This window comes from Agrobacterium sp. LEGMi-208b (genome assembly GCF_059511785.1).
The window spans coordinates 165,739-191,727 of record NZ_JCALIC010000003.1; the positions used below are offsets into that span (position 1 = coordinate 165,739).

Below are 25,989 nucleotides of genomic sequence, written 5' to 3' on the forward strand. Positions count from 1 at the left end.
TTTCCTTGACCAAGGGGCACGGCTGCGCCGCTGGCCCTTGGTCAATCTTTCTCAGGAGCTAACATGGCCAAAACACCACAACATCCCTCAACCGCCGGCGCGGCAGCCCCCGTTACCATTCATGACCAGAAGCTCTCCCGGGGCATGGGTGGCGAATTGCACCAGAGGGCTACCGGTGACGAACCTGTTTTGACCACCGCCCAGGGCGGTCCGGTTGCTGACGACCAGAATTCCCTCAGGATCGGCGCTCGAGGACCGCTCGTCGTTGATGATTTCCATTTCCGCGAGAAGATTTTCCACTTCGATCACGAGCGAATTCCCGAACGCGTGGTCCATGCGCGTGGTTATGGGGCACATGGTTATTTCGAGACTTATGAATCGCTTGCCGCCCATACCAAGGCTGACCTCTTCCAGAGGGCGGGTGAAAAGACCCCGGCCTTCGTGCGATTCTCGACCGTTGCCGGCAACAAGGGGTCTGCTGATCTTGCGCGGGATGTGCGCGGCTTTGCCGTGAAGCTTTACACCAAGGAAGGAAATTGGGACCTCGTCGGCAACAACATCCCCGTCTTCTTTATTCAGGATGCGATCAAGTTTCCGGATCTCATTCATGCCGCCAAGCAGGAGCCCGATCGCGCCTTTCCGCAGGCACAAACGGCGCATGATACGTTCTGGGATTTCATCAGCCTCACGCCCGAGAGCATGAACATGGTCATGTGGATCATGTCTGACCGCACCATTCCGCGTTCCTTCAGGTTTATGGAAGGCTTCGGCGTACACACGTTCCGCCTCATCAATGCGAAGGAGCAATCGACTTTCGTGAAGTTTCACTGGAAGCCGAAGCTTGGATTGCAGTCGGTGGCGTGGAACGAAGCGGTCAAGATAAACGGCGCCGATCCCGATTTTCATCGGCGTGATCTCTGGACTGCAATCCAGTCCGGCAATTTCCCGGAGTGGGAGTTGCAGGTGCAGCTTTTCGACCAGGACTTCGCCGACAGCTTCGATTTCGACGTCCTCGATCCCACCAAGATCATCCCTGAGGAGATATTGGCGCCCAAACCGGTCGGCCGGCTTGTCCTCGACCGTATGCCGGACAACTTCTTTGCCGAAACCGAACAGGTCGCGTTCATGACGCAGAACGTGCCGCCGGGCATCGATTTCAGCAATGATCCGCTACTGCAGGGACTGCAGGGCAGGAATTTTTCCTATCTCGATACGCAGTTGAAGCGTCTCGGCGGGCCAAACTTCACACATCTGCCCATCAATGCGCCCAAGTGTCCTTTCGCGCATTTCCAGCAGGACGGCCATATGGCGGTGCGCAACCCGACCGGACGTGCCAATTATCAGCCGAATTCCTTCGGAGAGGGTCCAAGGGAATCGCCGATGCGTGGTTTCCAGCATTTCCCCGCTGAAGAGCAGGGGGCTAAGGCAAGGCTGCGGCCGGAAAGTTTTGCCGATCACTACAGCCAGGCGCGGCAGTTCTACATAAGCCAGACGCCACCCGAACAACGTCATATCGCATCGGCGCTCACGTTCGAACTCAGCAAGGTGGAAACGCCAGTCATTCGTGAGAGGATGGTCGCGCATCTTCTCAATATAGATGAAACGCTGGCTGCGACGGTGGCGCAGAAGCTGGGCCTGCAAGCCATGCCGAAGCCCGCAGATGCCGCCATGCCGACCCGTCAGGATCTGGAGCCATCGCCGGCGCTCAGTATCGTTCAGCGGGGCCCCAAACGGTTCGAGGGTCGCAAGCTCGGTATTCTCATCACCGACGGTGTGGATGCAAAACTGCTGAAGGGGCTGACTAAGGCGGTAACGGCCGAAAAAGCCGTCTTCGAGTTCCTCGCGCCCAAGGTTGGCGGTGTGACGGCATCGGACGGCACCTTCATCGAGGCACATCACATGATCGATGGTGGTCCTTCGGTGCTTTTCGATGCGGTGGCGCTGCTGACATCGGCTGCGGCGATCGATGAGCTGATCAAGGAAGCAACTGCCCGGGATTTCGTCGCCGACGCGTTCCAGCACTGCAAATTCATCGGTTACGACCAGTCGGCGCTGCCGCTGCTGGAGAAAGCGGGAATTGCGGACGCCATGGATGAAGGGGTGCTGCCCTTGCCAGGCGAGGAGGGACTGGCGGCCTTCGTGTCCGAACTCGGCAAGTTGCGGGTGTGGGCGCGCGAGCCGTCGGTGAAGCTCGGCAAGGCCTCCGTTCCCGTTAATGAGCAATGACGAACATCTGATTTCCCACTCACCAACCAAAGCAACAGGAGACTAAAAATGGCTGAGAAGACATTGGAAGACCTTTTCCTCGATACGGTGAAGGACATTTATTTTGCCGAGCGCCAGATCCTCAAGGCGCTTCCGAAGATGGCGCGCGCTGCGCAATCACCGGACTTGAAGGCGGCATTCGAAAAACACAGGGATGAGACCGAGGTCCATGCGGAGCGATTGCAGAAGGTCTTTGAACTGCTTGGCAAGCCGGCACGCGGCAAGACCTGTGAGGCGATCCAGGGTATTATCGCGGAAGGCGAGGAAATCATGGAGGAATTCAAGGGCTCGTCCGCGCTCGATGCCGGGCTCATTTCTTCGGCGCAGGCCGTGGAGCATTACGAGATCACCCGTTACGGCACCTTGAAGACGTGGGCGGTTGAACTCGGTATGAAGGAAGCGGCCAAACTGTTCGAGCAGACCCTGGGCGAAGAAAGCGCGACAGACACGGCGCTCTCGTCGCTTGCCCAGGCCAGCGCAAACGTGAAGGCCAAATCCAAGGCGGCGTAAGCCGTCCGTCACCTGGGAGGTGCCGCTCAAACCGGCGGCACCTTCGATTTTGCAGTTGTCTCTTTCATGCGAGGCTGAACCATGAGGCTGTTTCGCGACAATGGATTGACGATTGTCCTTGTCCTGACTTCTCTGCTCACTATTGGGGGCATGCTTGCGACGGGTTGGGTCGTCCACAACGATGAACTCGCACAGCACCACGCTATGCCTCTCACGCTTTTGTCTTACGCGAAAAGCGGCCATTTTCTGTCTGCCCTGTTCGAAAATTGGGAGAGCGAATTTCTCCAGATGTCGGCTTACGTCATGCTGACCGCGTTTCTTTTTCAGAGAGGCTCGTCGGAATCCAAGAATCCCGACGAAACGGTGCCTCAGGATGAAGACCCTGCGCAAAAAGAAAGCGATCCCAAGGTGCCTTGGCCGGTGAAAGCGGGGGGATTTATCCGCACCATTTATTCTTATTCCCTTGGTCTGGCGCTGTTTTTCCTCTTTCTCGTGAGTTTTGTCCTGCATCTGAGATACAGTGCGGACGCGGCGGCACTGGAAGCCGCCATGCATGGCGAGCCTACGACAGCGCTGTTTGCGCATCTGGGAAGTGTGGAGTTCTGGTTCGAATCCTTTCAGAACTGGCAATCGGAGTTTCTTTCGACCGCGGTTCTCGTCGTTCTTTCCATCTTCCTGCGCTTCCGCGGATCGCCGGAATCGAAGCCCGTTGCCGCTCCTCACAGTAAGACCGGCGGATAGGGGGAGAGGAATGATCGAGTTTTCATCCGAGGGAGACTGGCGGCACCTGTGCGTCGACATGCAGCGTCTCTTCGCCGAGGATACACCATGGCATGTCGAATGGATGGACCGCATCGGTGAGCAGGTGGAGGCTGTGGTTCAACGCGATCCTGCCCGGTGCGTCTTCACCTGTTTCGTGCCGCCGGAAACTGTCGGGGAGGCCCCCGGCGCCTGGAGGGCCTATTATGAAAAATGGCCGATGATGACGCAGCAGTCGCTCGCCCCAGAACTGATTGGTGTTGTGCCGGAGCTGTCGCGCTACATCCCGCCCGCCCGTATCTTCCGTAAAAGCGTGTACTCCCCGTGGCAGGATGGGGGGCTTGGCGAAATCCTGCGGCGGGAACAGGTTTCAACCCTGGTGATTACCGGTGGGGAAACGGATGTCTGCGTTCTGGCCACCGTTCTTGGGGCGATAGACCAGGGTTTTTACGTTATTCTGGTCGAGGATGCGCTTTGCAGCGGAAGGGATGCGACACACGATGCAGCGTTGACGCTGCTCTCGCGTCGTTTTTCGACGCAGTTGCAGGTATGCGATACGGCAACCCTTCTTGCCGGGCTTCCTCCGCAATCCGCTCCGCGGTTCATGAACTCCTAGCACCGGAACTGCTCCGGGCGGTCAGCGAAGGCAGCCAGTTGCCTGTTCTCACCAAAGAGAGGGAACAAGCTTGTCCGACTGAAGTTAGGCCGCCTATCTTAACACGAACCGGAGGTTCCAGCCGTGACAGAAGCCATTGATCACGAAACCAGTAACAGTCTGCACATTGAGGCTTCGACCCCCAAGGTGATCAAGATTGTTGTGGGTGAGCGTACGGTTCTGGAAGGCGTGCTGAACACCGGCAGCGTCTTGACAGTACAGACAAAGGAAGGCGCCGAGCCACAGTCCATCGAACTTTTTGTCGAGGATTTGGCCCGGTGAAGATCGTCGTTTGCGATAGCACTACCCCCTGAAATCGCCCTCGTTCGTTTCCCGTTCGCCGTAGTTGATATCCCAGTCCTTCTCGGGTTTCTTGACGCCGGGCGGCGGCTTGTTGGCGGTTGCATCGTCGGAGCCGGTGATAACCCTTGGCTTCGCGCTTGCCACGCCATTGTTATCAGAGGTTTTTTTACCGCGTGCGAATTGCGGTTTGCTGTCCTTGTGGATCTGCTTGAGCGTGTCGTCCTTGTTCATGACATCCTCCTTGATGTCTCCCTAACCTTTTTCCTTGGTCTTTGTTCCCTCAAAGCCTCCGCCAGCCCGGAACCTCTTCAGGTTGTCTGGGTTAGAAAGGTGGGCCGGATGAGCGATCCATCATTCTGTACTCACAAGCGGAGATGAAGCGATGAGTCGATCAGAGGACGATACAAAGCCGGAGCCCGGTACGGACGACGCCCGTTCCGGCGATAGCGAAGAAAGCCGCCGGGATCGTGAACAGACGCGAAAAAACGCGGAACGCATGATCGAACAGAGGCATGGTGGGCAACAATCTGGTGGCGCGGAAAATACCTGACCATCAAGCCGGGTTCACGTGGCTTAGATTTTCCAGATCAACGCGCCCCTACCCTTTGTACGCTGTCGTACGGCAACCAAGCGGCTGCCGGGGCATTTCCTCATTGTGAAAGGATGGGAAAATGGCCAAGCACGCTGTGAGTGGAGTTTCCGGAAACACATTGAGTGATGCGCAACTGGAGGTGTTGCGTGTCGGTATTGCCGATCAAGCGCCGGCTTTGACAGCTTTTGCACGGCGCTTCGTCAGAAATGAGGAGGATGTGGACGATCTCGTTCAGGAGACGATGTTACGGGGACTTCGCTCTATCCATGGTTTTACCCCCGGCACGGCGCTGAAATCATGGCTCTTCACCATTTTGCGCAACACTTTCTGCACCCGTTACAAGGTGTCGAGACGTGAATGCATCGGTCTGCCTGTCGGTATCGAGCAAGCCATGTCAACGCCCGCCAGCCAGGAATGGCGGGTGCGGCATCAGGAGGTCATGCGGGCTATTCGCGATCTGGACAAGGATCAAAAAAAAGCTCTGCTGCTCGTGGCCGGAGGGACGAGTTATTCCGATGCCGCTGCGATTTGCGGCTGCCGCGTGGGCACCATCAAAAGCCGTGTCAACAGGGCAAGGGAGTCGCTACGGCGAAATCTGGACTGAGGGTTGTGCGCGTCGATCGTAAATCGTGCGATGCAGCCTTCGTATAGCCTTCATCAATGCTGTCATGCGGGCTCATCGCCTGCGATTCGTCCGGGAACCTCAACTCCCAGTCTTGCCAGTTGCCTCCGGCAGAGTGCCAGCCCATGGGGCAATCCATCAGTTCTGAATGAAACATGGCGGCGGTAACGCAGAAACCCGCATTTGCGGCCTCCAGAAACCAGGTTGATCCGTGACTGCGAGGAGCCCGGAACGAGGTACAACCCACCTGAACAGGTGAACGCTATCTGTCCTGCTGGTGACCTTGATGGGTCGTGTTTATCTTTATGTCTGCCTGTCTGCCTGTCTGGGTCGAAACCTTCTCTCCCTGATGGAGGAAGTATCTTCAGTGCTTAGCCGGTCATTGTCGCCAGGACCTTCCTGGCTTCGGTTGTCTTCGGGAATAGGGAGTGTTTTCTTGGTCATGTTGCACCTCGTCCCGTAATATTTCTGTGGCGCAACCCGAACCATGCTTGCGCAGGTTTGTTCCCGGTCCGCCTACGAGGTTTCATACTGCAACCAAATAACGTCTGGCGGGAAACCGGAATGCAACATCATCCCATCTACCGGCATCACAAAGCGCACAATTTTTCCCGGAGACGGCAAGAAACGTCCCGTCTAGCGAAATCGAGCCTGAGATTAAGGCGAGTTGCGTCGCGTAAGACCGGACATCAGCCGACGAGCAATTTGGTTCTAAAATAGAGAATTGCCAGCCGCTGAAGTTTCAAGGGATCGACAACGCCGCGATCATACATTTTCAGGACATAACGGGCGACGTCCGCCCGGCATAAAGCAGGATCTCGTTCCGCAGACAGAACATTCTCGTAGGCTGCCTTAACGATGTTGATGTCTTCGTTCAGAAAATTCCGGAACTCTGGTACTCGTGATTGGCGTGCATTTCACCTCCTTGAAACGCTTCCGGCGTTTCATAGCGCGAGGGAAGATACATCCATGCTATAGGGAAACGACCAAAGGTAAATGTCCGCAAGAGTACCCAACGGTGATTGAAAAGACAGTCCGGCTTAGCGAACCAAGCCGTTCCCAACCGCAGTGAGGTCGCCAAGCGGGATTTCAGACCGGTAGTCATGCAGGAACCGGGCGAACATGCGATTGCTCTCCTCCTCGGGCATGCCGTAGAGGTCGTGTGCATAGGTTGCGAGCGTCTCGCGGTTCCTGATCGTAATTCTTCCCCTTTCGGAACGAATGAACCCATGGCTTTCGAGAACGTGGAGAGCGTCCGTCACACTCGCGCGTCTGACTGCCAGCATGGTGGACAAAAAGTCGTGGGTCAGTGGCAGATGATTGCCTTCGACCCGGTCGTGGCACATCAGGAGCCACCGGGCGAGGCGCTCCGTTACGGACTGGGTGGCATTGGAAGAGGCCGTGTATTCCACCTGGGTTCTTGAAACGTGCAGGGCGCAGACAAGGATATCGTAAAACACCCGATATTGTGCAAGAAGGGCGTCAAACGACCTTATGCCCATGAAAAGTGCTTCGCCCGGAGCCTGCGTAATGATCTCAGTCTGGTTTGTTTGCGCGCCAGCCACCGCTCCTGTTGGCGCAAAACCCTCTCGCCCGACAATTCCCGCTTCGATTTTGCGCCCTGATTTGGTGACCACCACGACGGAGGCGATGCCCGATGACAGGAAGAAAACACGCTCGATGGGTGCGCCGGCGGATATCAGCACATCGCCCAATGCCAGCTTGAGGGGGCTGCAGGCGCCCAAAATCTCATGCCGGATGTCATCGGGCAGAAGAGAAAGCAGGATGTTTACTTCACCATGGCCCTCGGGTCGTTCCAGCATAATATGAGCCTCGCTTTAATGTCTGATGCCCCCTCCTTGCGCCATCAGAGCGGAAACAATGGTTTCGATGTCTTCCGAACGTCCGGAGAGGACAAAAGGTCCCGGCTCGCCGTCGATAATCGTCTCCGGCACAAAAAAAAGATAGGGAATGGCTTCTTCATCGAGTTGCTCGGTGAGGCGCAGCATGACATCCGCCTCGTAACGTACGTCGATAATTGCAGCCGCAAATTTGAGGGCAACCTCACTCTCAATGAAGCTGGCGGCGTAGGGTCCCTCCAGGCCGATCTGGGCATGAAACCAGGCCATTCTGATTTCCGATGTAACAGTATCTGTCATACCGATGATCGCGATGGTGAGGCGTTTAACAGTCTGCATCCTTTACTCCTCGCATGCCACCGGCATGCGTGTGCCTGTCTGCCCACCATAACGCCTGAACGGGACGATTTCAGCCGCCCAGTCAACGAATTTATTAAATAGGCACGGGTGCCGGGGGATATCCCATGCCGGTGAAAAAAAGATGATTGATGCGACGTGGGAAAGTTTCGGACACGAAAAGGACATGAACCGACTTTTACGCGAAAGGCTCGATGCGAAATTCTGGGCCGTCGTATAGATGATGGGGATTTTCGCGGGCGAAAACGACCGTGGAAAGCCTTGACGACGTAAATGCTGGCTGTTGCGATCACGCCCTATTTTTTCTGATGGAAATGCACCCTGGCCGCGCCGCATGAGGTGAGGCCGGCCGCCATCGGGTTATACTTTGCCGTCTGCCAGATTGAGGCCGCCGATCGATGATGGAAAACTGACTTCTCCGCTTCTCCGCCGCAAGGGAATATCCACCTGATAGGGCACAGCCACCACTAGCTGGAGCGAACTGCGCAACAGGCTGGGTGTCGCGGCGTCGGTCAAGGTCAGATAGGTAGTTGCAGTAAAGCGTTCCGCCTCCTGCGTCGGGAGCACATCGCTCTCCAGCAGCTTTGCTGCCGCCAAAGCCAGATGCCGGCTGGGGTAAACAGCCCTCATGACCTCAGACACGACAAGAGCCCACCCGTTTTCATGCGCCACGATCTGGTATTCGATATTCTTTTCCATGGTGTTCAAGCCTCCCTGTTCGGTCGCACCTAACCACGATGGGAAAAGCTTGTTCCTGACAGTGGGGGGCGAATGCGGCAGGCCGGTTTCGCTAGGTCGCCTCGCCAAGAATTCCCCTATTTTATGCAGGTCGGACACAAAGGCGCGCTGCTGTCGATCCGCCTCCTGCCGGTCGCGAAGGCGCAACAGGTAGGACGGATGAATGGTGACGAGAAGACATGTGCCGCGCGGCGTCAAAAGGACGTGTCCGCGCTCCTTCGTCACACCGCTTGTCCGTCCCGTCAGCGCATAAAAGGCCGTGGCCCCCATCGCCACGATAAGGTCTGGATCGATAAGACGCAGCTCCGCTCCCAGCTACCAGGCGCAATGCTGCACTTCCCCGCCGTTTGGCCGGGCATGTATCCGACGTTTCCCACGCTGCTCGAATTTGAAATGTTTTACGGCGTTGGTCACGTAACATTGCGAACGATCTATACCGGCCTCCAGGCATTGGTGGAGTAAACGGCCGGCCGGGCCGACGAAAGGCCGGCCTTTCAGGTCTTCTTCATTGCCGGGTTGCCGGGCGGTTTCCATTCGTGCTTCTGGCCAAGGTGTGGCTCCCGCTGAAATAGTCGTCATTCCCGATTCCGTAACGGTGCGGGACGACATCTGCCGGCGGGACACCAGCTCGTTGCGGCTGGCAAGCCCATTTCCCATCTCTGTTTTATCGAAGCCGGTCTCGCATCGACCGTTGTTCATGATGACGGCGGCAAAAGCATTGAAACTGTGCTGGTCGGGCGGGAAGGGATTACCGGCTGGCCCGTTCTTCTGGGCGCGGAAACCACGCCGGATGAAACCATCATGGGCGTGGGCGGCCGTGGCTTCCTGATTCCGGCTGCTGACATACGACGGGAAATGGAGGAAGATGCGCGCCTGCGTGTGCTTTTGCTGGGCTATATCAATGTCTGCCTGCTTCAGGTCGGCCAGCTTGTGCTTGCAAACGGACAATATAGTCTGCGGGAAAGGCTCGCACGCTGGCTGCTGATGTGCCATGACTGTCTCGATACGGATGACCTGCCCATTACGCATGAGTTTCTCTCCACGGTTCTCGAGGTGCGGCGGCCGGGCATCACCAACGAGTTGCATGTTCTCGAAGGCATCCATGCCATCCATCCCAGCCGCGGAAACATCAGGATCATCAGCCGCAGCATATTGGAAGACGTTGCCAACATGACCTACGGCGTCCCGGAAAAAGAATATGATAGGCTGATCGCCCGTATGCAGATGCATGTTACCGCACCATCACTCTTTTCTGTCTAGCGCGTCGGCGAAGCGGACGACCTTCAGCACTTCCTGTTGTTGGTTCCGGATAATGATGCATCCCTCGGAAATGTCGCGGCCTTGCAGGATCGCTTCGCTCATCAGGGCGCGCGCATCCTTGAGAGCCTCTTCGATCGCCCGATCCAGCGACGGGAGGTCGCTCCCCTCCAGGTCATCAAGGAAATTTTTGCCGCTGATCACGGTGAAGAAAAATCTTGGCATTGCGGTATTCCCAAGAAATGGCATGGTCGCCGCCGGCGCATTGAACGGCTTCTCTTCAGCCAAATTGCCGCAGATATTGGGCTTGTTTCTCAAGCCGCGTTGCAAGTTCGGAAATGCTCATATTCGTCGCGCACAAATTAATCGCGCATTCCAGGAATTGCAGCGACGAGCGTCTGAGAAAATCCTGTTGCTGCTTATACGCAATTCTGGAAATGCGATCGGATTTTCCGGATTTGTCCGTCATCGTTCGCTCCCTCGGATTGAATGTCTGGCTCGCCTAACCGGGGGAGAGCGTAATTGTTTCGAAAAAATCCTCCTTCGGCCTCCCGGTCTTTGTGGAACATTGCCGCAGCAAAGTGGTTGGGGAGCGTTAAAATCCAACCGGAGGCTACGATGCCCAATAATTCTCCACGAGATGGCGCTCCCGGCACCACCGACCAATCGCCACGCTGGGAAGGGCCCAAGGAAAGCCGGCCCCGAGGCTATATGAAACCCACGGACGATCCCCAGCACGACCGGGACGCCGTTGGCGAAAACCTCAAAGACCCGCGGAAGAAGCGAGTTTCCGATGCGATGAAAACCCGCGACGACCAATAGGTGCAGCGGCTTATCCACTGCCACCAACGACAGGAGGAATAGATGTCCACCTCGACCAAAACACCGGTAAGCATCCGGCAGGGCGGGCTGGGGGCCTCGCACGAAAACGCAAAGGCACCTCTGGAAGTCAAGAAGCCTGCAGCAGACAATGGCAAGCGCTCAAAGAGCAGGGTTTCCGGGGGAGTGGGCGAACGTGACAGTCACCATACCCATGACCCCGAACGAAAATAATGATTTGCCGGGAGAAGAACGATGAAAAAGGCAAAAAAGAAAAAGAAATGGTCGCAGAAGGTGACCGAGGAAAGCGATGCGCTCAATCTTGAGAAAGGCGTGTTCACCAAAAACGATCCCTCGCAGATCGCACGTTCGCTAAAAGCCTCAGCGGAGCAATCCTCCAGACGCAAGGCCAGTCCATTCCGGTCTGCGGTGTCGATGCTGGTCTTCTACATCAACCGTGCCGGTCGGACGCTGCCCGGAAAACGCAAGGAAGTGCTGGAGGACGCGAAGGATGAGCTTCGCAAGGAATTCGGTAAGTCGCGATAGACGCGTGCTGATGGGTGCCACGGCCCATGGATCTGGTCGGGATCGTCAAGGCTACAGCAAGGTAAAAAGGGGTGTATGATGTCAAGATATTCAACAATGCCGCCCATCCCTGGAGCCACGTCGCCTATTGGGATCAGCTCGTTCCAGGCGGACCGAGCCACCCGGCAGGGAGGCTCGCAGCCTCCCTATAGCGCCTCCCTTTATTGTGCAGACAATCATGGGAAACGAGGGCGTACGATCGAGCACAATCCCAGCGCGTCTTCAATACTGTTTCAGGTATGAATTGTAGGGGCAGGGTCGGCGGGGGTTCGCTTTGGTCTTCGCACTAGAGGAGTGGGGGTCGAGGTGCTTCTGGTGGAGGCAGGATAGCGCTGTTGCTTGAGATGGTCTGCTCCGCCTTGGAACGGATCGCTTCAAAAGATTCAAGCGCTGCCGACAGCAACTGCGCGCGATCTCGTATTCCCTTGTTATACAGTTTTGCCACCGAGGTGGTCAGCTTCCCGATAGCAGCCGCGTCGCGAGCAACGCCCCGCAACGCGGCGATTTCTTTGACAACGCTGGCGCAAAGGCGTGCGTGTTCTTTCGACGGTAAGCTCATAGATACTCCGCTAGTGGCTCGCCCAGGTGTTGAGGCTAGCCTGACTTGATAGCTTAGAAATCCATGCTGGTGCCAGCCGGGAGGGCCGGAGCGGATTCCTTCTTGGGCTTCTCGGCGATCATCGCTTCAGTCGTCGCCAGAAGACCGATCGATGACGCCTTGCGTATAGAGTTCACCATATTCGCCGGTCTGGGCGTTCCAGCTGTAGGAGAAGTCGGTCTTCTCGCGCAATTTGCCGACAATGATCGAGCCTTCCCCGCCGGCATTCTCGGCGATCTGGCGAACAGGTGCCTCGATCGCCCGGCGAACGATCTCGATACCGACCTTCTGGTCCTGGTTGGCGGCGTCGAGATTATCGAACGCCTTCACGGCACGCAGCAGAGCGACACCGCCGCCCGGCAGGATGCCTTCCTCGACGGCGGCGCGGGTGGCATGCAGCGCATCATCGACGCGGTCCTTCTTCACCTTCACTTCGACTTCGGTCGAGCCGCCAACACGGATTACGGCAACGCCACCAGCGAGCTTGGCAAGACGTTCCTGCAGCTTTTCGCGGTCGTAATCGGAGGTCGTCTCCTCGATCTGGGCGCGGATCTGCGCCACGCGGCTGTCGATCTCGGTCTCGGACCAGACACCGTCAATGATAGTGGTGTCTCTTTCTCTATCGCCACTTTCTTCGCGCGACCGAGCCTTATTGAATGTAACATTCTCGAGCTTGATGCCGAGATCTTCGGAAATAACACTACCGCCAGTCAGGATGGCGATGTCTTCGAGCATGGCCTTGCGGCGGTTGCCGAAGCCAGGAGCCTTGACGGCTGCGATCTTCAGGCCACCACGCAGCTTGTTGACGACGAGCGCCGCAAGCACTTCGCCTTCAACGTCTTCAGCGATGATGACCAGCGGCTTGCCGGACTCGACGACGGCCTCGAGAACCGGAAGCATGGACTACAGATTCGAGAGCTTCTTTTCGTGGATCAGGATACCCGCCGCGCGAGCAATCTCAGAGATAACCGCGCCTGGCTCAAAGCAGACCGAGACGAGGCGCTCTTTGTCTTCGGGTGACCAGCGCCGACGGCGCTCTACGGACGTGATCACCTCAATTGGATGCTTCGTCATATGACTACTCCTAACGTTACCACTAGGACTGGCTGCATAGCGGCAATCTAGGTGAGATTCAGCGTCAATCAGGATGAGACTCGCGCCGGGGTGTGACGGAGTGAGGGCGTAGCCCGATCGTAGTCATACCCCGGCGTGGCGCAGATTTTCGGCGTCTCAAGATCGCGGTCGGTTCGGTACATTTGCGGTTTTCTGGATTGGAGAACCAGTTTGTGCCGGGTCGCCATGTAACCGATCATCAGATGAGACTCTTCATGAAGTACCGACAAACGCATTCCGTCGAGGTCGCCGCGTCAAAGGCGTCGATCAGCCGAGCCACGGCATACCGCCTTGATAAGGAGGTACAACTGCCATCTCAGAGTAAAGCGCCGCGTGGACGCCGCCGCCCTGATCCCTTGGAGCCGATATTCGAGACCGAGGTCATCCCGCTGCTGAAGGCGGCACCCGGCATCCGTGCTGTCGCCGTCTACAACGAGATGCTGCGCCGACATCCAGAACTCTTTGAAGGCATCCGCCGCACGCTTGAGCGACGCATTCGGTCGTGGCGTGCTGTCCATGGCGAAGCGCAGGAGGTCATCTTCCGCCAGACGCACGAGCCAGGCCGGCTGGGCCTGTCGGATTTTACCGACGCCAGCGGTCTTGGTGTGACGATCGCCGGCCAGCCGCTTGATCACCTGTTCTATCACTTCCGGCTTGTCTGGTCGGGCGTCGAACATGCCCATGTCATTCTCGGCGGGGAAAGCTTTGTCGCGCTGGCCGAAGGGCTTCAAAATGCCCGGTGCTCCGTGGGCGGTACGCCGCTTTATCATCGCAGCGACAGCCTATCGGCGGCATTCCGCAACCTCGACGCTGATGCCAAGGTCGATCTCACGCATTGTTACGACCAGCTTTGCTCTCATTATCGGATGACCCCGACGCGCAACAACAAGGGCGCCGCGCATGAGAACGGCTCGATCGAAAGCTCCCACGGTCATCTCAAAAATGCCGTTCATGATGCCCTGCTGATGCGGGGGACCAAGGAATTCGACGATCTCGGTTCTTATCGCGCCTTTGTCGACGAGATCGTCAGCCGTCGCAATGCTGCCCATGGCAAGCGCATTGATGCAGAGAGATCCCATCTGCAGGCACTGCCCGAGCGCCGGACCACGGACTTCGAGGAGATTGTCGTTACGGTGTCCCGGACGAGCGGCTTCACCTTGCGCAAGGTCTTCTACACCGTGCCATCCCGCCTGATCGGCCACAGGTTACGAGTTCGCCTGTTCGACGATCGGCTGGATGTCGTCGTTGGTGGTACGCATCTGATGACGTTGCGTCGGGGACGTGGCCACGCTGACGGGCGACACAACCAGGTCGTCAACTATCACCACGTCATCCATTCCCTGCGTAAAAAGCCGATGGCGCTCCGTGGCCTCGTTTATCGCGACAAGCTCTTCCCGCGCGAGGAATATTGCAGAGCTTTCGATACCCTCATTGAACACCTTCCCGACAAGCAGGCTTGCAAGATCACCGTCGAGCTTCTGGCAGTGGCGCATGATCGCGGCTGCGAGCGTGAGCTTGCCGAAGAATTGGCCAGAACACTCGATGCCGGCGATTTACCGGATCTGGTCGCCATGCGAACGCTCTTCGGCCCGGATCCAGCCAAGCTGCCGACCGTGCATGTGCAGCTCGCATCGCTCAACGGCTATGAGGCCTTGATCGGGACGGGAGAAGCCGTATGAAGAACGCCCACGCCATCGATGAAGCACGGCTCGGCATCATGCTCAACGAACTTCGGCTGCCGACCATCAAAACGCTGTGGCCGCAATTTGCCGAGCAGGCGGACCGGGAAGGATGGCCAGCAGCTCGCTTCCTGTCGGCTATTGCCGAGCACGAGCTGGCAGAGCGTGCCAATCGCAGGATTGAACGGCATCTCGCCGAGGCGCACCTGCCGCCCGGAAAGACCTTGGACAGCTTCGCCTTCGACGCTGTAGCCATGATCTCGAAGGCGCATGTCATGGCAATTACCGCCGGCGACAGTTGGCTCGCCAAAGGAGCCAACATCCTCATGTTCGGTCTCCCCCGGCGGAGGAAAGAGCCATCTCGCCGCCGCTATCGGCCTTGCGCTGATCGAGAACGGATGGCGGGTCCTCTTCACCCGGACCACCGATCTTGTGCAGAAGCTCCAGGTCGCCCGCCGGGAACTGCAGCTCGAATCCGCTATCGACAAACTCAACAAGTACGACCTGCTCATCCTCGATGATCTCGCCTACGTCACCAAGGCAGGCGGAAACAAGCGTGCTCTTCGAGCTGATCTCGGCACGATACGAGCATCGATCGATCCTGATCACTGCCAACCAGCCATTTGGAGAGTGGAACCGGGTCTTTCCCGATCCTGCCATGACACTCGCCGCAGTCGACCGGCTCGTGCACCATGCCACAATCTTCGAGATGAACGTCGAAAGCTATCGCCGCAGAACAGCTCTTGAGGAAAAGCGCCAACGGGGCCGGCCGGCTTCGTTGGCGACAATCAAAACCTCAACGCTGTCTGTCGCGGAGCGGCAATCAGAAAACGACGAAGACCTTGTCAGCGACAATCAGCGTGATCACTTGATCCCGACCGCGACCTAAGAATCTCATCCTGATTGCCGCGCTATAGACTGGCAGTCAGCAGGCCGTCATCGCAAGACGGCCTTCACCGTCTTGCAATTACCCACATCTGAGTGTCGTTGCCATTTCGGTTCCGAGGCGAATGTCTGTCAGCCGACTGAGGCCGCGCCAGACGACCGTATTTCCCGGTGGCGGATCTGATGTTCTTGCAAGATAACCACCCAAACGAGCGAGTTTGGTGAGATAAAAGTTCAGCGATCCCGGCGTCGCTTGCCGGTTGCCTGCGTTGCTGACCATTTGATCGAGAATTTCAATTTCCTGTTCGGTGAGAGCCACGGTTGGCGGTGTTTCGGGCGCAGTGCGCGCGAGCATTGTCAACCAAAGCACTCTCCAGCTCATGATGCAGAACACAGCGACGAGGTTTGCCAGTCGATCGGCTGTTCGTAATCTTGCATCTTCAGCCCGGCAACCGGACTTGAGGATCTTATGGAAGACTTCAATCTTCCAGCGCATTGCATACCATTTGATTTTTTCGATTGCGTCCTCGCAGCTATTCACCTCCAGATCGGTCAGTAGCTTCCACTCGATGCCCTTGCGGCTGGCCGGGGGGTTGGGCTCCACTGCATGGATGACGGTCAGGTCTAAAGCAGGATATCGTTTCTTCTTGCCGATGGGCGGCAGCACCCGGATCCGTTTGAATCGGATATCCAGGTGGACTTTGGTGACCTCGTCGGTATCGGCGCGAACTTCGATGAGATGCCGGCCAACATTTTCAACATCGCGCATTTCAGCCGATATCGTGTGATCCCCGTTGCCAGCTAGCCGGTCCACGATGGTGCGCACGATGAAGTGCGTGCCAAGCTCCTTGGTCAGGCAGTAGAGTTCGTAGATATCACTTTCGCGATCGCCTACATGAATGCATCGGTCCGGTTGACCGAGAAGCCCGACGGATTGGCGCAGATTTTCAAGCCAACGGATGCTTTCCTTGGTTTCGATCGGAACACGTGTCGGATTGATCTTGCGTTTGAGCTGAGCCGTGCCCTTGAATTTGTCGCGGCTCCAGAACTTGACGGCCGCCAACCCTAAGGGTAGCCCATCCAAGGTTACCGCAAGGCTCGAATGCATCAATATCCCGCAGACCGTATGGTGGCGCAGTCGCTCCTGTTTGTCGCGGCCACTGTTGACGCTCTTCGTAAAGCCGACGGCATGCGGATTGCGGCGTTGATAGGTAAACTCGGTCGTATCCTGCAGCACCAAGATCGGACCATTGGATGCGTCGTAGCGTTGAGCGGTCGCGGCGAAATGCCCGTTGAGGATATCACCTTCCTCAACGTTCGGATTGGAGAAAAACCGATAAGCGGCTTTTGTGTTGGCCCAGTCCTGGCAGGCGAAAGGAATGGAGCCGCCCATATGCTCTCCAAGCTGTCGTAAAAGTTCTGTGCAACGTCGGCCAAGACGAGCATCCTTGAAAGACCCCGCGTCTATTTCCTGCTTGCTCCAATGGCCGTCACTATCAGCCATCACATCGTCTCGAACCGACATAAAGCACCGCCTTAAAAGAATCAGGTGCTCGACACAGAATCACAAGTGATTCTTTCGATTCAAGATTTCGGCGAAAGCTTTTCGTAAACGAGTCCGTTACTTATGGGTAATTGCAAGCTTCACCATGGGCTTACAGCCAGTCGGCGTTCTCAAGGACAGTGAATTCAACCACCTCGAGTTGCGCCGTGGCTATCCACGATAAACCCGCTTTGCAGAGTGCCAATTTTAACACGAAACCGTTTCTTGGTGATATCTTTGATATTACGACAGATGAGAGCGTGAAATCTCAGGCGCTCCGGGCAGCCTTAGACTAAATAAAATCTCAGAATAGTCAGGCCCACGGCGGCGAATTCTGCCCCTTGTGTCGATCCGTTGCTTCCGAGATCACAGCCGCATTTCGCGAATTATCCTGGGACAAAGGGAGGTGGCGGTTTCGTCCTACCTTATAGCGATGGGAGGACGTTTCTTCTAGTTGACACCGCTCGTACTTCAGTTTTTCTTCCACACAACAGCGCTATGGAGGACGTTATGACGAAGTGGTCAACTGGCCCGGTGGACGTTGCTGCAAATTGTCTCGCTTGTAATGTCAGGCTAACAGGGATTTGCGCGGCCATGACGCCTGATCAGCTGAAAGTGGTAGGGCGCCAGATCATAAAACGGTTAGTTCCTGCAGGAGCAGTATTGTTTTATGAAGGCGATGATGTTCGCACGCATACGAATATCGTAAAAGGTGTCGTCCAACTGTCAAAGGGTATGGCGGACGGGCGTCAGCAGATCGTGGCCTTGCAATTTGCACCTTATCACCTGGCATCGAGAACCAGTCGGGTATCGGCATTTACGGCAACCGAGAGCGAGATATGTATGATTCCAGCCTCGCTGATGCAGTATGTGACGGATCACAACCCTGAGGTGGAGAAGGTGATGTTCAGGCAAACATTAGCAGACCTTGACGAGAGTAGAAACTGGATGCTCTTGATTGGGCGAATGACAGCTTTAGAGAAGGTAGCGAGTTTGCTTTTTATGATTCTATTGCGTGGCAATCCTGCCGCTCAGAATGGCCAGCAGTTTGATCTACCGCTAACAAGATCTGATATGGCGGACTTTCTGGGCTTAACGATAGAGACGGTTAGCCGCCACATGACGAAACTGAGAGTGCTTAAGGCTATTGAAGTGACAAACAATCGAACCGTCACTGTCCTTTCGATACAGCGCTTGAAAGAAATCGCGAGTGGTTAACCGGGATCAAATGAAGCCTTCTGACCTGAGCCCCTGAACTTCCTCCAGATTTTGGTAGAGTCCGTCGTATCAAGGAGACGGACGGAATGAAGCATTCACGGTTCACGGACGAGCAGATCATCGGGATATTGAAAGATCAGGAGAGCGGCATGCGGACTGCCGATGTCTGCCGCAAGCACGGGATATCCGAGGCGACCTTCTACAAATACAAGGCGAAGTTCGGCGGCATGGAGGTATCCGATGCCCGCAAGCTGAAGGCTTTGGAAGACGAGAACGCCAAGCTGAAGAAGCTGCTGGCCGAGACCATGCTGGACAATGCCATTCTGAAAGATGTCGCTTCAAAAAAGTGGTGACGCCCGATGTGAAGCGGGACGCTGTGGCTCATGTCTGCAAACAACATGGGGTGAGCCAGCGTCGGGCGTGTGAGGTTTTGTCCGTAGATCGGTCGAGCGTGCGATATCGTAGCGTTCGACCGGATGACGCTGATATCCGTGAGGCAATGAAGCTGGTGGCGTCCGAGCGCCGTCGTTTCGGCTATCGCCGCATCCACGTCATGCTGGGTCGGCAGGGCATCATCATGAACCTGAAGAAACTGCGGCGTCTCTATCGCGAAGAGAAGCTGACGGTGCGCAAACGTGGTGGACGCAAACGGGCTTTGGGGACGAGACGCCCTCTGGCGCTGCCCTCGCGTGCCAACGAGCGTTGGAGCTTGGATTTCGTCAGCGACGCTTTCACAGATGGTCGTCGCTTTCGGGTTCTCGCCGTCGTCGACGACTTCACCCGCGAATGCCTGGCGCTGGTCGCCGACACGTCGCTCTCAGGCCGGCGGCTTGTGCGTGAACTCGATGCTGTCATCGCTCGACGAGGCAAACCGCGAACAATTGTCTCCGACAACGGCACGGAGATGACCAGCATGGCCGTTCTGGAATGGTGCCAAAGCACGCATGTCGAATGGCATTATATCACACCGGGCAAACCCATGCAGAACGGTTTCGTAGAAAGCTTCAACGGCAGCTTTCGTGACGAGTGCCTCAACGAAACACTGTTCTCGTCACTGACACAGGCGAGGATCGAAATCGCGGCATGGAAGGAGGACTACAATCGGAACAGACCGCATTCCTCACTGGGCAACATCACACCCAGCGAATTCGCAATGAAAATGGCTATGGAAAAACAGGCCGCATAAGGCCAGATTGAAAATCCAAGACTCTCCTGAAAATTGGAGGGACGATGGGGCTCAGGTCACTTCTTAAGGATAATCCGTTATGACTTTCAGTGCATGGGTGGGCCCCTTTAAGTAAACGGAGAATGGTCTGAGGCGGAGATTATCGCTTTAGCGCGCAATCGATGCAGTCTGCTACCGTTTGCAGCAGGCTGGAGACGACTCCGCCGCCGATAGCGGCGAGTGCGGACGTAGCCATCCAGCCCCCGCCAAGACGGGATCATCGCCGACGCGAGCGGCCCAAGCCCAGAACACGCCATTCCGATGAGAAGCATTGCTTGGTGGACGGCAAGAAGTGTCAGCCACTGAACCTAGTCGTCATCTCTTTTCCTTTTGTTAATTGACCACTGCTCTGGGACCAAACCTTGGGCCGCCAGATGCTTGAGTTTTCCGGCTTTGATCACGATGGCTGGCTGGTTGTTCCGTAAGCGGCAAGCTGACCCCATCTAGCGTAGTTGGATCGTTCGCCTGTATTTGAGACAGACGATTTACTAACTGTGAGCTTCTATGTCTGCGCCTAGCTCTGGAACCAGGAACTTCCATATGATCGAGGCCGTTGCGGAACGGCTTGAAGGTGCGCCGAAGCAGTTTCGGCGGCGTTGGTCCGATGATTTCAAGGAGCGAGCGGTGGCTGAGGCGATGGAGCCTGGAGCGAGTGTCTCGGCAATTGCGCGTCGCATCGGCATACACCCATCACAACTATTTTGCTGGCGTCGTGATGCTCGCGCCAGACAAGAGGGCTTTTCGGTGCCTGCGGCTGTCGAGGCGTGTTTTGGGCCGATTTGTGCGCGGGCGGTGATCGAGGTGGTTATCGGCGACATGATTATCCGGGCGGGGATGGATGCCGATGAAGCACACCTCAGTCGCGTGATCCGAGCGGTGCGGTCGGCATGATCCCGTCGAACGTAAAAGTCTTTCTGGCGAGCCATCCGATCGACTTCCGTAAGGGACCTGACAGCTTGCTGTCACTGGTTCGAGATGCTGGCAGTGATCCGTTCAACGGAGCTCTTTATGTCTTCCGGGCGAAACGAGCAGACCGTATCAAGATCGTATGGTGGGATGGCTCCGGCGTTTGCCTTTACGCCAAGCGGCTGGAGAAGGCCCAGTTCTGCTGGCCGCGCATCGGACATAGCCGGGTCCAGCTCAACAATGCCCAGCTTCTGGCTTTGGTGGATGGGATGGACTGGAAACGCGTTCGATCAACACCCATCAAGCCGCCCGAGATTGTTGGGTAAAACCCCTGCGGCGAATTGAATCATGCACCTGAAACTGCGGGCGGATCACAGCAAAATATGCTCTGATCATACCAATGACGCGACCCGATATAGAGCTCCCGGATGATGTAGAGGCACTCAAGGCCATGGTTCTTGCCATGGCCGAAAAGGCCGCTCGCGTCGAGGCTTTGGAAAAGCAGGTCGATGATCTCGAGGCCCGAAATGCTGACGCCGATGAGCGCATCGAGCGGCTGACACAGATCCTAAAAGCTTTTGACCGCGCGCTTCGGACGGCGTTCAGAGAAGCTTGCAGCGGCCAGTGTTGATGACGAGCAGCATGCTTTTGTCTTTGAAGAGATCGAGACCGGTATTGCGGCGATCAGGGCCAAGGTTACGAGTGGCATCAACAAAGATGGCAAACGTCCACCGAGGCCACGCAAGGGCTTTGCGGCGCATCTGGAGCGTATCGAGGTGGTGATCGAGCCGGAAGATTTGCCGGAGCATGCGGGTAAGACCAAAATCCTGATCGGAGAGGGCATATCCGAACGCTTGGATGTCGTTGCAGCGAAGTTCCGTGTCATTGTTACGCGCCGTCCCAAATACGCTTTTAAGAACGAAGACGGCGTGATCCAGGCTGCGGCCCCGACACATATCATTGAGGCGGGCATTCCAACAGAAGCGCTTCTGGCTCAGATCGCCGTGTCCAAATATGCCGATGGCCTGCCACTCTATCGGCAGGAAGCGATTTACGCCCGCGACAAGGTCGAACTTGACCGCAGGCTCATGGCTCAATGGATGGGAAAGCTGGCGTTCGAGCTCGACATCCTCGCCGATTACATCCTGGACGAAATCAAGAAGGCGGAACGAATATTTGCCGACGAGACGACCCTGCCGACACTGGCGCCTGGATCCGGGTCGGCGAAGACAGCTTGGTTATGGGCCTATGCCAGGGATGACCGAACGTTCGCAGGCAACAGCCCGCCCATGGTGGCCTATCGCTTCGAAGACAGTCGGGCGACCGACTGCGTGGCACGACACCTCAGCGGCTATCGCGGGATTTTGCAGGTTGACGGGTACGGGGCCTACAGCAAACTCGTCCGCAAGGACGGCGGCAACGACGGCGTTATTCTGGCTGGCTGCTGGGCACATAGCCGTCGCAAGTTCTATGAATTGCATGTCGCCAAAAGCTCCAAGGTGGCAACAGAGACAGTCGAGCGAATGGCAACGCTCTGGGAAATAGAAGATACCGTCCGTGGTCAAAGCCCTGAGGCGCGTGTCGCTGCCCGACAAGAACGCTCGGCGGCGATAGTCCGTGACCTCTTCGTTCTCTGGCAGACGACTTTGCCGCGAGTATCAGGTAAATCCAAACTCGCCGAAGCTTTACGGTACTCGATCAAGCGTCGTGACGTCTTCGAACGCTTCCTCACGGACGGCCGTGTCGAGCTCGACTCCAACATCGTCGAGCGAGCGATCAGACCTCAGGCGATCACAAGAAAAAATAGTCTCTTCGCCGGCAGCGACGGCGGCGGCAAGACATGGGCGACAATCGCGACACTTTTGCAGACTGCAAAAATGAATTCTGTCGATCCCCAGGCCTGGCTGACGCAGACGCTCGAGCGCCTTGCAAACGGCTGGCCTAGCAGCGAAATCCATACCCTTATGCCGTGGAGCTACAAGGCCTGAACGGCCTCAGCTTGCCGCTTACGTTGTTCCACCGGGATTATGCAGGTCAATCGGGACGTTATATCCGATCGCCGCGTGAGGACGTTCCTCGTTATAGTATCGACGCCAAGTCTCCAACTTTTCGCGCGAATCCGCAAGGGTCAGGAACCAATGGGCGTTCAGGCGCTCCGCGCGCAGCTTGCTGTTGAACGCCTCGATGAAGCCATTGTCGGTCGGCTTACCAGGCCGCGAGAAGTCCAGGGTGACGTTGTTGGCATAGGCCCACAGGTCGAGATCACGAGAGATGAACTCACTGCCGTTATCCACCCTTATTGTCTTCGGATAGCCGGTCTTCCTGCAGATGCCTTCCAGAGTCTGGACCACGTCTTCGCCTCGATAGGTGAAGCGGGCGTCGGCGGCTGGGCAGTAACGCGAGTGCGTATCGACCACGGTTAGGATACGCAGCTTCTTGCCCGGTCGCGAGCTGATCGTGAACGAAGTCCATCGCCCAAACATCGTTCGGTCCGACAGCTGCATGACGGCCAAAGCCATCTCTCGTCACTCCGGATGTTGTCCTTGATTTGCAGTGTGCAACGTTATAACATTTCAGGCAAGAGACAAACGGCAGCCGAGGGAAGCTGGCTGAAATGTATAACCATCTGCGCCAGATGACGCATCGGAGTGCTGAAGTGATTGCAGCGGGCATGCGAACCGCCAAAATCCTGTGTCTCGCTCGCGGACTCAATCTCACCTGTACCCGTCGGCTCGTTCTGGAGATCCTTTGGCGGTCCAGCCAACCGATGGGAGCTTACGACCTTATCAGGGATCTCGCGGACCAACTGGGGCGCCGTGTTTCGCCGCCGACGGTCTATCGAGCATTGGAGTTTCTTCAGACGAAGGGGTTCGTTTCGAAGATTGAGACGAAGAACGCGTTTGTCCCCTGCGCATACGCGGAGCAGAGCCAAGCGTATGTCTTCTTCATCTGCGAGCATTGCGGCACCTCCGCGTCGATCGAAAACGAAAAGGTCGAAGCGTTGTTCGCCGAGTGTGCGGCGTCGCTCGGGTTCAGCATCGGCAAAAGCGTCGTCGAAATGCAGGGCCGTTGCGCGGAATGCCTTTCAACAGAAGAAGCCGACCGAGGCTGATCTCCAATCAACAATCTTGTATGAGGACACGTCCATTGGAGCCGGAGCATATTGCGCATCCCATTCCTGTCTCCCTGTTGACCGGCTTTCTCGGAACCGGAAAGACGACGGTTCTCAACCATCTGCTGCGACATCCCGACCGTTCGAAGACTGCGGTCGTCATCAACGAGTTCGTTAAGATTGGGCTCGATCACGAACTGGTCGAGTCGAGCACAGAGAACATGGTCTTGCTGCAGTCGCGATGCCTTTGCTGCACCATTCGTGGCGATCTCGTCCACACGTTGCATAATCTGTTTGACCGGCGCGAGCGCGGCGAGATCACCGCATTCGATCGCGTGATCAGCGAAACGACAGGCCTGGCCGATCCGGCGCCGATCCTGCACACGCTGATGACGGACGGCATGCTGTCGCACGAGTTCGTGCTCGATGGAGTAATCACATTGGTCGACGCGGCCGCCGGATCAGCGACGCTCGACGCCCAGATCGAGGCGGTCAAGCAGGCTGCGGTTGCCGACCGCATCCTGCTGACGAAGACTGATCTGGTCGATCCCGCCGAGACAAAGATGCTTGAAGAGCGTCTTCGTGCGCTTAATCCGGCCGCCCCGATCATCCGGGCTCACAATGGCGCGATTGATCCCTCACGCATCCTGGATGCCGGGCTTTACAATCCGACCGACGTCCAGAACTGGCTCAAGGCGGAAGCCTTTGCGGGGCCGGGGCACCACCACGCCCATCATCATGATCATGATAGCCGCGGTCACGGCGATGCCCATAGCGGCCATGATCATTACGACCATGACGTGAACCGGCACGATGACCGGATTTCGGCTGTCACCTACACACTCCACGAACCGATCCCGGCTTCTCTCTTCGATGTCTGGCTCGAGACTCTGATGCTGCTGCGAGGGCCAAACATCCTGCGCATGAAGGGCATCGTCAACGTGGGAGGCGCGCCGACGCCGTTCGTTCTCCATGGCGTCCAACACATATTCCATCCGCCGGTTTTGTTGAAGGACTGGCCGAGCGACGACCGCCGGTCCAGGATCGTGCTGATCGGGCGTGACCTCACCGATACATTCCTGCAGCAGAGCTTCGGCTTCCTGGGCTCTGCGTCTCGCCGGCACCACAACCATCGTCATGCCGCCGATCATCATCATGGTGACACGGGACACGAGCATGTCCGGGAGGCCCATGCTTGAGTGCATCTGCCGCAAACCACACAGTGAAGCGTGATCGGAACCGCTCTTTGAACGCCAATGTCGTCATCGTCGGCGCCGGTCCCGCCGGCCTCGGAATGGCCCGGGTGCTGCGGGACCTTGCCATTCCCGATGTGCTTATCGTCGAGCGTGAACGGGTGGGGGCATCCTTTCGCCGCTGGCCGCAGGACATGCACTTCATCTCGCCATCCTTCACCGGCAACGCCTTCGGGCTCACCGACCTCAACGCCATCAGCTTCGACAGCTCTCCGGCCTTCGCCCTGAAACAGGAGCATCCGAGCGGCGCCGACTATGCGAGCTATCTCGACCAGGCCGTTCAGATATTCGGGTTGAATGTGACGACAGGCATCGACGTGAAGGGGATCGAGCCTCGTGGCGAAAAAATCGTACTCCATACAAATGCCGGCGAAATTCGCGCACGTTTCGTGGTCTGGGCGGCTGGGCAATTCCAGTATCCGGGCACAGGGGACATTCCCGGAGCCGAGCATGGCTTGCACTCGAGCCGCATCCGGCGTTGGTCGGAGCATCCGGGTGATGAGGCGATCGTCATTGGTGGTTACGAAAGCGGCATTGACGCGGCGATCGGTCTTGCCGCAGCTGGAAAACGCGTCACCGTTCTTGCCCGGTCGCCCGCCTGGGAGAGAAATGACACAGATCCGAGCGTGGCCCTCTCACCTTACACCCGCGGCCGCCTCGCGGCGGCACGCCGCAGTCAACTGATCACCCTGGTTGGCGATGCAGACATTCTGGGCCTCGATCGTCCGAATGGCGCCGTCCATGTGCTTGCCGCGGACGGACGAAGCTGGTCAACGCAATCGGCGCCGATCCTTGCAACCGGATATGTCGGCAGCACCTGCCTGATTGAGGACTGGCTCGATTTCGACAACGACGGATGCCCGGCTGTGACGGCGCAAGATGAGTCGACCCGCTTGCCCGGTCTGTTTCTCGTTGGGCCGGAACTGAAGCATCGGGGCCACCTGTTCTGCTTCATTTACAAATTCCGCCAGCGCTTCGCCGTGGTCGGCCGCGCTATCGCCGGCCGGCTCGGCATCGATACCGACCCGCTCCAGGCTTACCGGGCCAACAACATGTTCCTCGACGATCTGAGTTGTTGCGACATCGAGAACTGCCGCTGCTGAGCCATTGCCCGCGTTCGCGCGCCTTTTTGAGGA

27 protein-coding genes and 4 pseudogenes are annotated in these 25,989 nt (G+C 57.1%); 21 read left to right on the forward strand and 10 right to left on the reverse strand.

Translation table 11 applies throughout. The annotated features are described in order from the left end of the window. The first annotated feature begins 63 nt into the window (after positions 1-63). The 5 genes from katE (at position 64) to AC5YUO_RS26220 (ending at position 4,471) form a co-directional block, all read left to right on the forward strand. Positions 64-2,226 carry a catalase gene (gene katE / locus AC5YUO_RS26200; protein WP_496156692.1) on the forward strand — a complete coding sequence of 721 codons (2,163 nt, stop codon included), beginning with the start codon at positions 64-66 and terminating at the stop codon, positions 2,224-2,226. A gap of 48 nt (positions 2,227-2,274) precedes the next feature. Beyond that, on the forward strand, positions 2,275-2,775 hold the full coding sequence (locus tag AC5YUO_RS26205; protein ID WP_496156693.1) for a YciE/YciF ferroxidase family protein: 501 nt from the start codon (positions 2,275-2,277) through the stop codon (positions 2,773-2,775). A gap of 81 nt (positions 2,776-2,856) precedes the next feature. Next, complete coding sequence (locus tag AC5YUO_RS26210; RefSeq protein WP_496156694.1) at positions 2,857-3,516, forward strand: DUF6766 family protein; 660 nt, start codon at positions 2,857-2,859, stop codon at positions 3,514-3,516. Between the two features lie 10 nt (positions 3,517-3,526). Next, positions 3,527-4,150 (forward strand): cysteine hydrolase family protein, encoded by a 624-nt coding sequence (locus tag AC5YUO_RS26215; RefSeq protein ID WP_496156695.1) that lies wholly within the window; start codon positions 3,527-3,529, stop codon positions 4,148-4,150. A 123-nt stretch (positions 4,151-4,273) separates the two neighbouring features. After that, complete coding sequence (locus AC5YUO_RS26220) at positions 4,274-4,471, forward strand: hypothetical protein (RefSeq protein WP_496156696.1); 198 nt, start codon at positions 4,274-4,276, stop codon at positions 4,469-4,471. 21 nt (positions 4,472-4,492) lie between these two features. On the opposite strand, the gene AC5YUO_RS26225 is transcribed toward AC5YUO_RS26220, so the two are convergent. Then, entirely contained in the window at positions 4,493-4,723 is a 231-nt protein-coding gene (locus AC5YUO_RS26225; RefSeq protein ID WP_496156697.1) for a hypothetical protein, read from the reverse strand. Positions 4,724-4,874: 151 nt separating this feature from the next. On the opposite strand from AC5YUO_RS26225, the gene AC5YUO_RS26230 reads away from it, so the two are divergent. Beyond that, positions 4,875-5,042: a hypothetical protein gene (locus AC5YUO_RS26230; protein WP_496156698.1), complete on the forward strand. Its 168-nt coding sequence runs from the start codon at positions 4,875-4,877 to the stop codon at positions 5,040-5,042. A 121-nt stretch (positions 5,043-5,163) separates the two neighbouring features. Beyond that, positions 5,164-5,688: a sigma-70 family RNA polymerase sigma factor gene (locus AC5YUO_RS26235; protein WP_496156699.1), complete on the forward strand. Its 525-nt coding sequence runs from the start codon at positions 5,164-5,166 to the stop codon at positions 5,686-5,688. 1,058 nt (positions 5,689-6,746) lie between these two features. Here the strand turns inward: AC5YUO_RS26235 and AC5YUO_RS26240 are convergent. From AC5YUO_RS26240 to AC5YUO_RS26250, 3 genes and pseudogenes are all read right to left on the reverse strand, one after another. After that, a complete protein-coding gene (locus tag AC5YUO_RS26240; protein WP_496156700.1) occupies positions 6,747-7,529 on the reverse strand; it encodes a Crp/Fnr family transcriptional regulator in 783 nt (260 codons plus the stop codon). A gap of 15 nt (positions 7,530-7,544) precedes the next feature. After that, the gene (locus AC5YUO_RS26245; protein ID WP_496156701.1) at positions 7,545-7,904 is read right to left on the reverse strand and encodes a hypothetical protein; all 360 of its coding nucleotides are present in this window, start codon (positions 7,902-7,904) and stop codon (positions 7,545-7,547) included. Positions 7,905-8,726: 822 nt separating this feature from the next. Continuing rightward, a pseudogene (locus AC5YUO_RS26250) lies at positions 8,727-9,179 on the reverse strand (UdgX family uracil-DNA binding protein); the annotation flags it as partial. A 90-nt stretch (positions 9,180-9,269) separates the two neighbouring features. Here AC5YUO_RS26250 and AC5YUO_RS26255 point away from each other — a divergent pair. After that, positions 9,270-9,920, forward strand: a complete 651-nt coding sequence (locus AC5YUO_RS26255) for a Crp/Fnr family transcriptional regulator (protein ID WP_496156861.1) — start codon at positions 9,270-9,272, stop codon at positions 9,918-9,920. Here the strand turns inward: AC5YUO_RS26255 and AC5YUO_RS26260 are convergent. Continuing rightward, positions 9,903-10,235 carry a DUF6894 family protein gene (locus tag AC5YUO_RS26260; protein WP_496156702.1) on the reverse strand — a complete coding sequence of 111 codons (333 nt, stop codon included), beginning with the start codon at positions 10,233-10,235 and terminating at the stop codon, positions 9,903-9,905. The two genes, AC5YUO_RS26255 and AC5YUO_RS26260, sit on opposite strands and share 18 nt — an antisense overlap. Then, positions 10,198-10,386 carry a hypothetical protein gene (locus tag AC5YUO_RS26265; protein ID WP_496156703.1) on the reverse strand — a complete coding sequence of 63 codons (189 nt, stop codon included), beginning with the start codon at positions 10,384-10,386 and terminating at the stop codon, positions 10,198-10,200. Before AC5YUO_RS26265 ends, AC5YUO_RS26260 begins: the two co-directional genes overlap by 38 nt. Before the next feature lie 149 nt (positions 10,387-10,535). Between AC5YUO_RS26265 and AC5YUO_RS26270 the strand changes: the two genes are divergently transcribed. From AC5YUO_RS26270 to AC5YUO_RS26280, 3 genes are read left to right on the forward strand one after another with little or no spacing between them, the layout of a single operon-like run. Further along, a complete protein-coding gene (locus AC5YUO_RS26270; RefSeq protein ID WP_496156704.1) occupies positions 10,536-10,739 on the forward strand; it encodes a hypothetical protein in 204 nt (67 codons plus the stop codon). Between the two features lie 42 nt (positions 10,740-10,781). Next, positions 10,782-10,970, forward strand: coding sequence for a hypothetical protein (locus tag AC5YUO_RS26275; protein ID WP_496156705.1), 189 nt, complete (start codon positions 10,782-10,784; stop codon positions 10,968-10,970). Between the two features lie 21 nt (positions 10,971-10,991). Continuing rightward, positions 10,992-11,282 carry a DUF3175 domain-containing protein gene (locus AC5YUO_RS26280; RefSeq protein WP_496156706.1) on the forward strand — a complete coding sequence of 97 codons (291 nt, stop codon included), beginning with the start codon at positions 10,992-10,994 and terminating at the stop codon, positions 11,280-11,282. A gap of 724 nt (positions 11,283-12,006) precedes the next feature. Here AC5YUO_RS26280 and groEL read toward each other — a convergent pair. Then, positions 12,007-12,819, reverse strand: a complete 813-nt coding sequence (groEL, locus tag AC5YUO_RS26285) for a chaperonin GroEL (RefSeq protein WP_496156707.1) — start codon at positions 12,817-12,819, stop codon at positions 12,007-12,009. A gap of 3 nt (positions 12,820-12,822) precedes the next feature. Next, on the reverse strand, positions 12,823-12,993 hold the full coding sequence (locus AC5YUO_RS26290) for a transposase (protein WP_496156708.1): 171 nt from the start codon (positions 12,991-12,993) through the stop codon (positions 12,823-12,825). Positions 12,994-13,205: 212 nt separating this feature from the next. Here AC5YUO_RS26290 and istA point away from each other — a divergent pair, with 212 nt between their 5' ends. After that, positions 13,206-14,711: an IS21 family transposase gene (gene istA, locus AC5YUO_RS26295; RefSeq protein WP_496156862.1), complete on the forward strand. Its 1,506-nt coding sequence runs from the start codon at positions 13,206-13,208 to the stop codon at positions 14,709-14,711. Then, positions 14,708-15,600: pseudogene (istB, locus tag AC5YUO_RS26300) on the forward strand (IS21-like element ISRel5 family helper ATPase IstB). The gene istA and the pseudogene istB overlap by 4 nt, the downstream one beginning before the upstream one ends. Before the next feature lie 78 nt (positions 15,601-15,678). Here istB and AC5YUO_RS26305 read toward each other — a convergent pair. Continuing rightward, entirely contained in the window at positions 15,679-17,100 is a 1,422-nt protein-coding gene (locus AC5YUO_RS26305; RefSeq protein ID WP_496156667.1) for an IS4 family transposase, read from the reverse strand. Positions 17,101-17,649: 549 nt separating this feature from the next. Between AC5YUO_RS26305 and AC5YUO_RS26310 the strand changes: the two genes are divergently transcribed. The 5 genes and pseudogenes from AC5YUO_RS26310 to tnpC all read left to right on the forward strand — a co-directional run bounded on the left by AC5YUO_RS26310 (position 17,650) and on the right by tnpC (position 22,476). Beyond that, entirely contained in the window at positions 17,650-18,357 is a 708-nt protein-coding gene (locus AC5YUO_RS26310) for a Crp/Fnr family transcriptional regulator (RefSeq protein ID WP_496156709.1), read from the forward strand. Between the two features lie 86 nt (positions 18,358-18,443). Next, a protein-coding gene (locus AC5YUO_RS26315; protein ID WP_496156710.1) for an IS3 family transposase occupies positions 18,444-19,543 on the forward strand; the annotation gives its coding sequence in 2 pieces (ribosomal slippage) (positions 18,444-18,696 and positions 18,696-19,543; 1,101 coding nt in all). Between the two features lie 579 nt (positions 19,544-20,122). Next, positions 20,123-20,473, forward strand: a complete 351-nt coding sequence (locus AC5YUO_RS26320; protein ID WP_496156711.1) for a transposase — start codon at positions 20,123-20,125, stop codon at positions 20,471-20,473. Further along, positions 20,470-20,814, forward strand: a complete 345-nt coding sequence (tnpB, locus tag AC5YUO_RS26325) for an IS66 family insertion sequence element accessory protein TnpB (protein ID WP_012478067.1) — start codon at positions 20,470-20,472, stop codon at positions 20,812-20,814. The genes AC5YUO_RS26320 and tnpB overlap by 4 nt, the downstream gene beginning before the upstream one ends. Positions 20,815-20,888: 74 nt before the next feature. Further along, positions 20,889-22,476, forward strand: a pseudogene (gene tnpC / locus AC5YUO_RS26330) (IS66 family transposase). An 18-nt stretch (positions 22,477-22,494) separates the two neighbouring features. Here tnpC and AC5YUO_RS26335 read toward each other — a convergent pair. Then, positions 22,495-22,996 (reverse strand): annotated as a pseudogene (locus AC5YUO_RS26335) (DDE-type integrase/transposase/recombinase); the annotation flags it as partial. 106 nt (positions 22,997-23,102) lie between these two features. On the opposite strand from AC5YUO_RS26335, the gene AC5YUO_RS26340 reads away from it, so the two are divergent. From AC5YUO_RS26340 to AC5YUO_RS26350, 3 genes are read left to right on the forward strand one after another with little or no spacing between them, the layout of a single operon-like run. After that, positions 23,103-23,600: a transcriptional repressor gene (locus AC5YUO_RS26340; protein WP_496156712.1), complete on the forward strand. Its 498-nt coding sequence runs from the start codon at positions 23,103-23,105 to the stop codon at positions 23,598-23,600. A 35-nt stretch (positions 23,601-23,635) separates the two neighbouring features. Next, entirely contained in the window at positions 23,636-24,799 is a 1,164-nt protein-coding gene (locus tag AC5YUO_RS26345; RefSeq protein WP_496156713.1) for a CobW family GTP-binding protein, read from the forward strand. A gap of 47 nt (positions 24,800-24,846) precedes the next feature. Continuing rightward, positions 24,847-25,956, forward strand: a complete 1,110-nt coding sequence (locus tag AC5YUO_RS26350) for an NAD(P)/FAD-dependent oxidoreductase (RefSeq protein ID WP_496156714.1) — start codon at positions 24,847-24,849, stop codon at positions 25,954-25,956. The last annotated feature ends 33 nt before the right edge of the window (positions 25,957-25,989 follow it).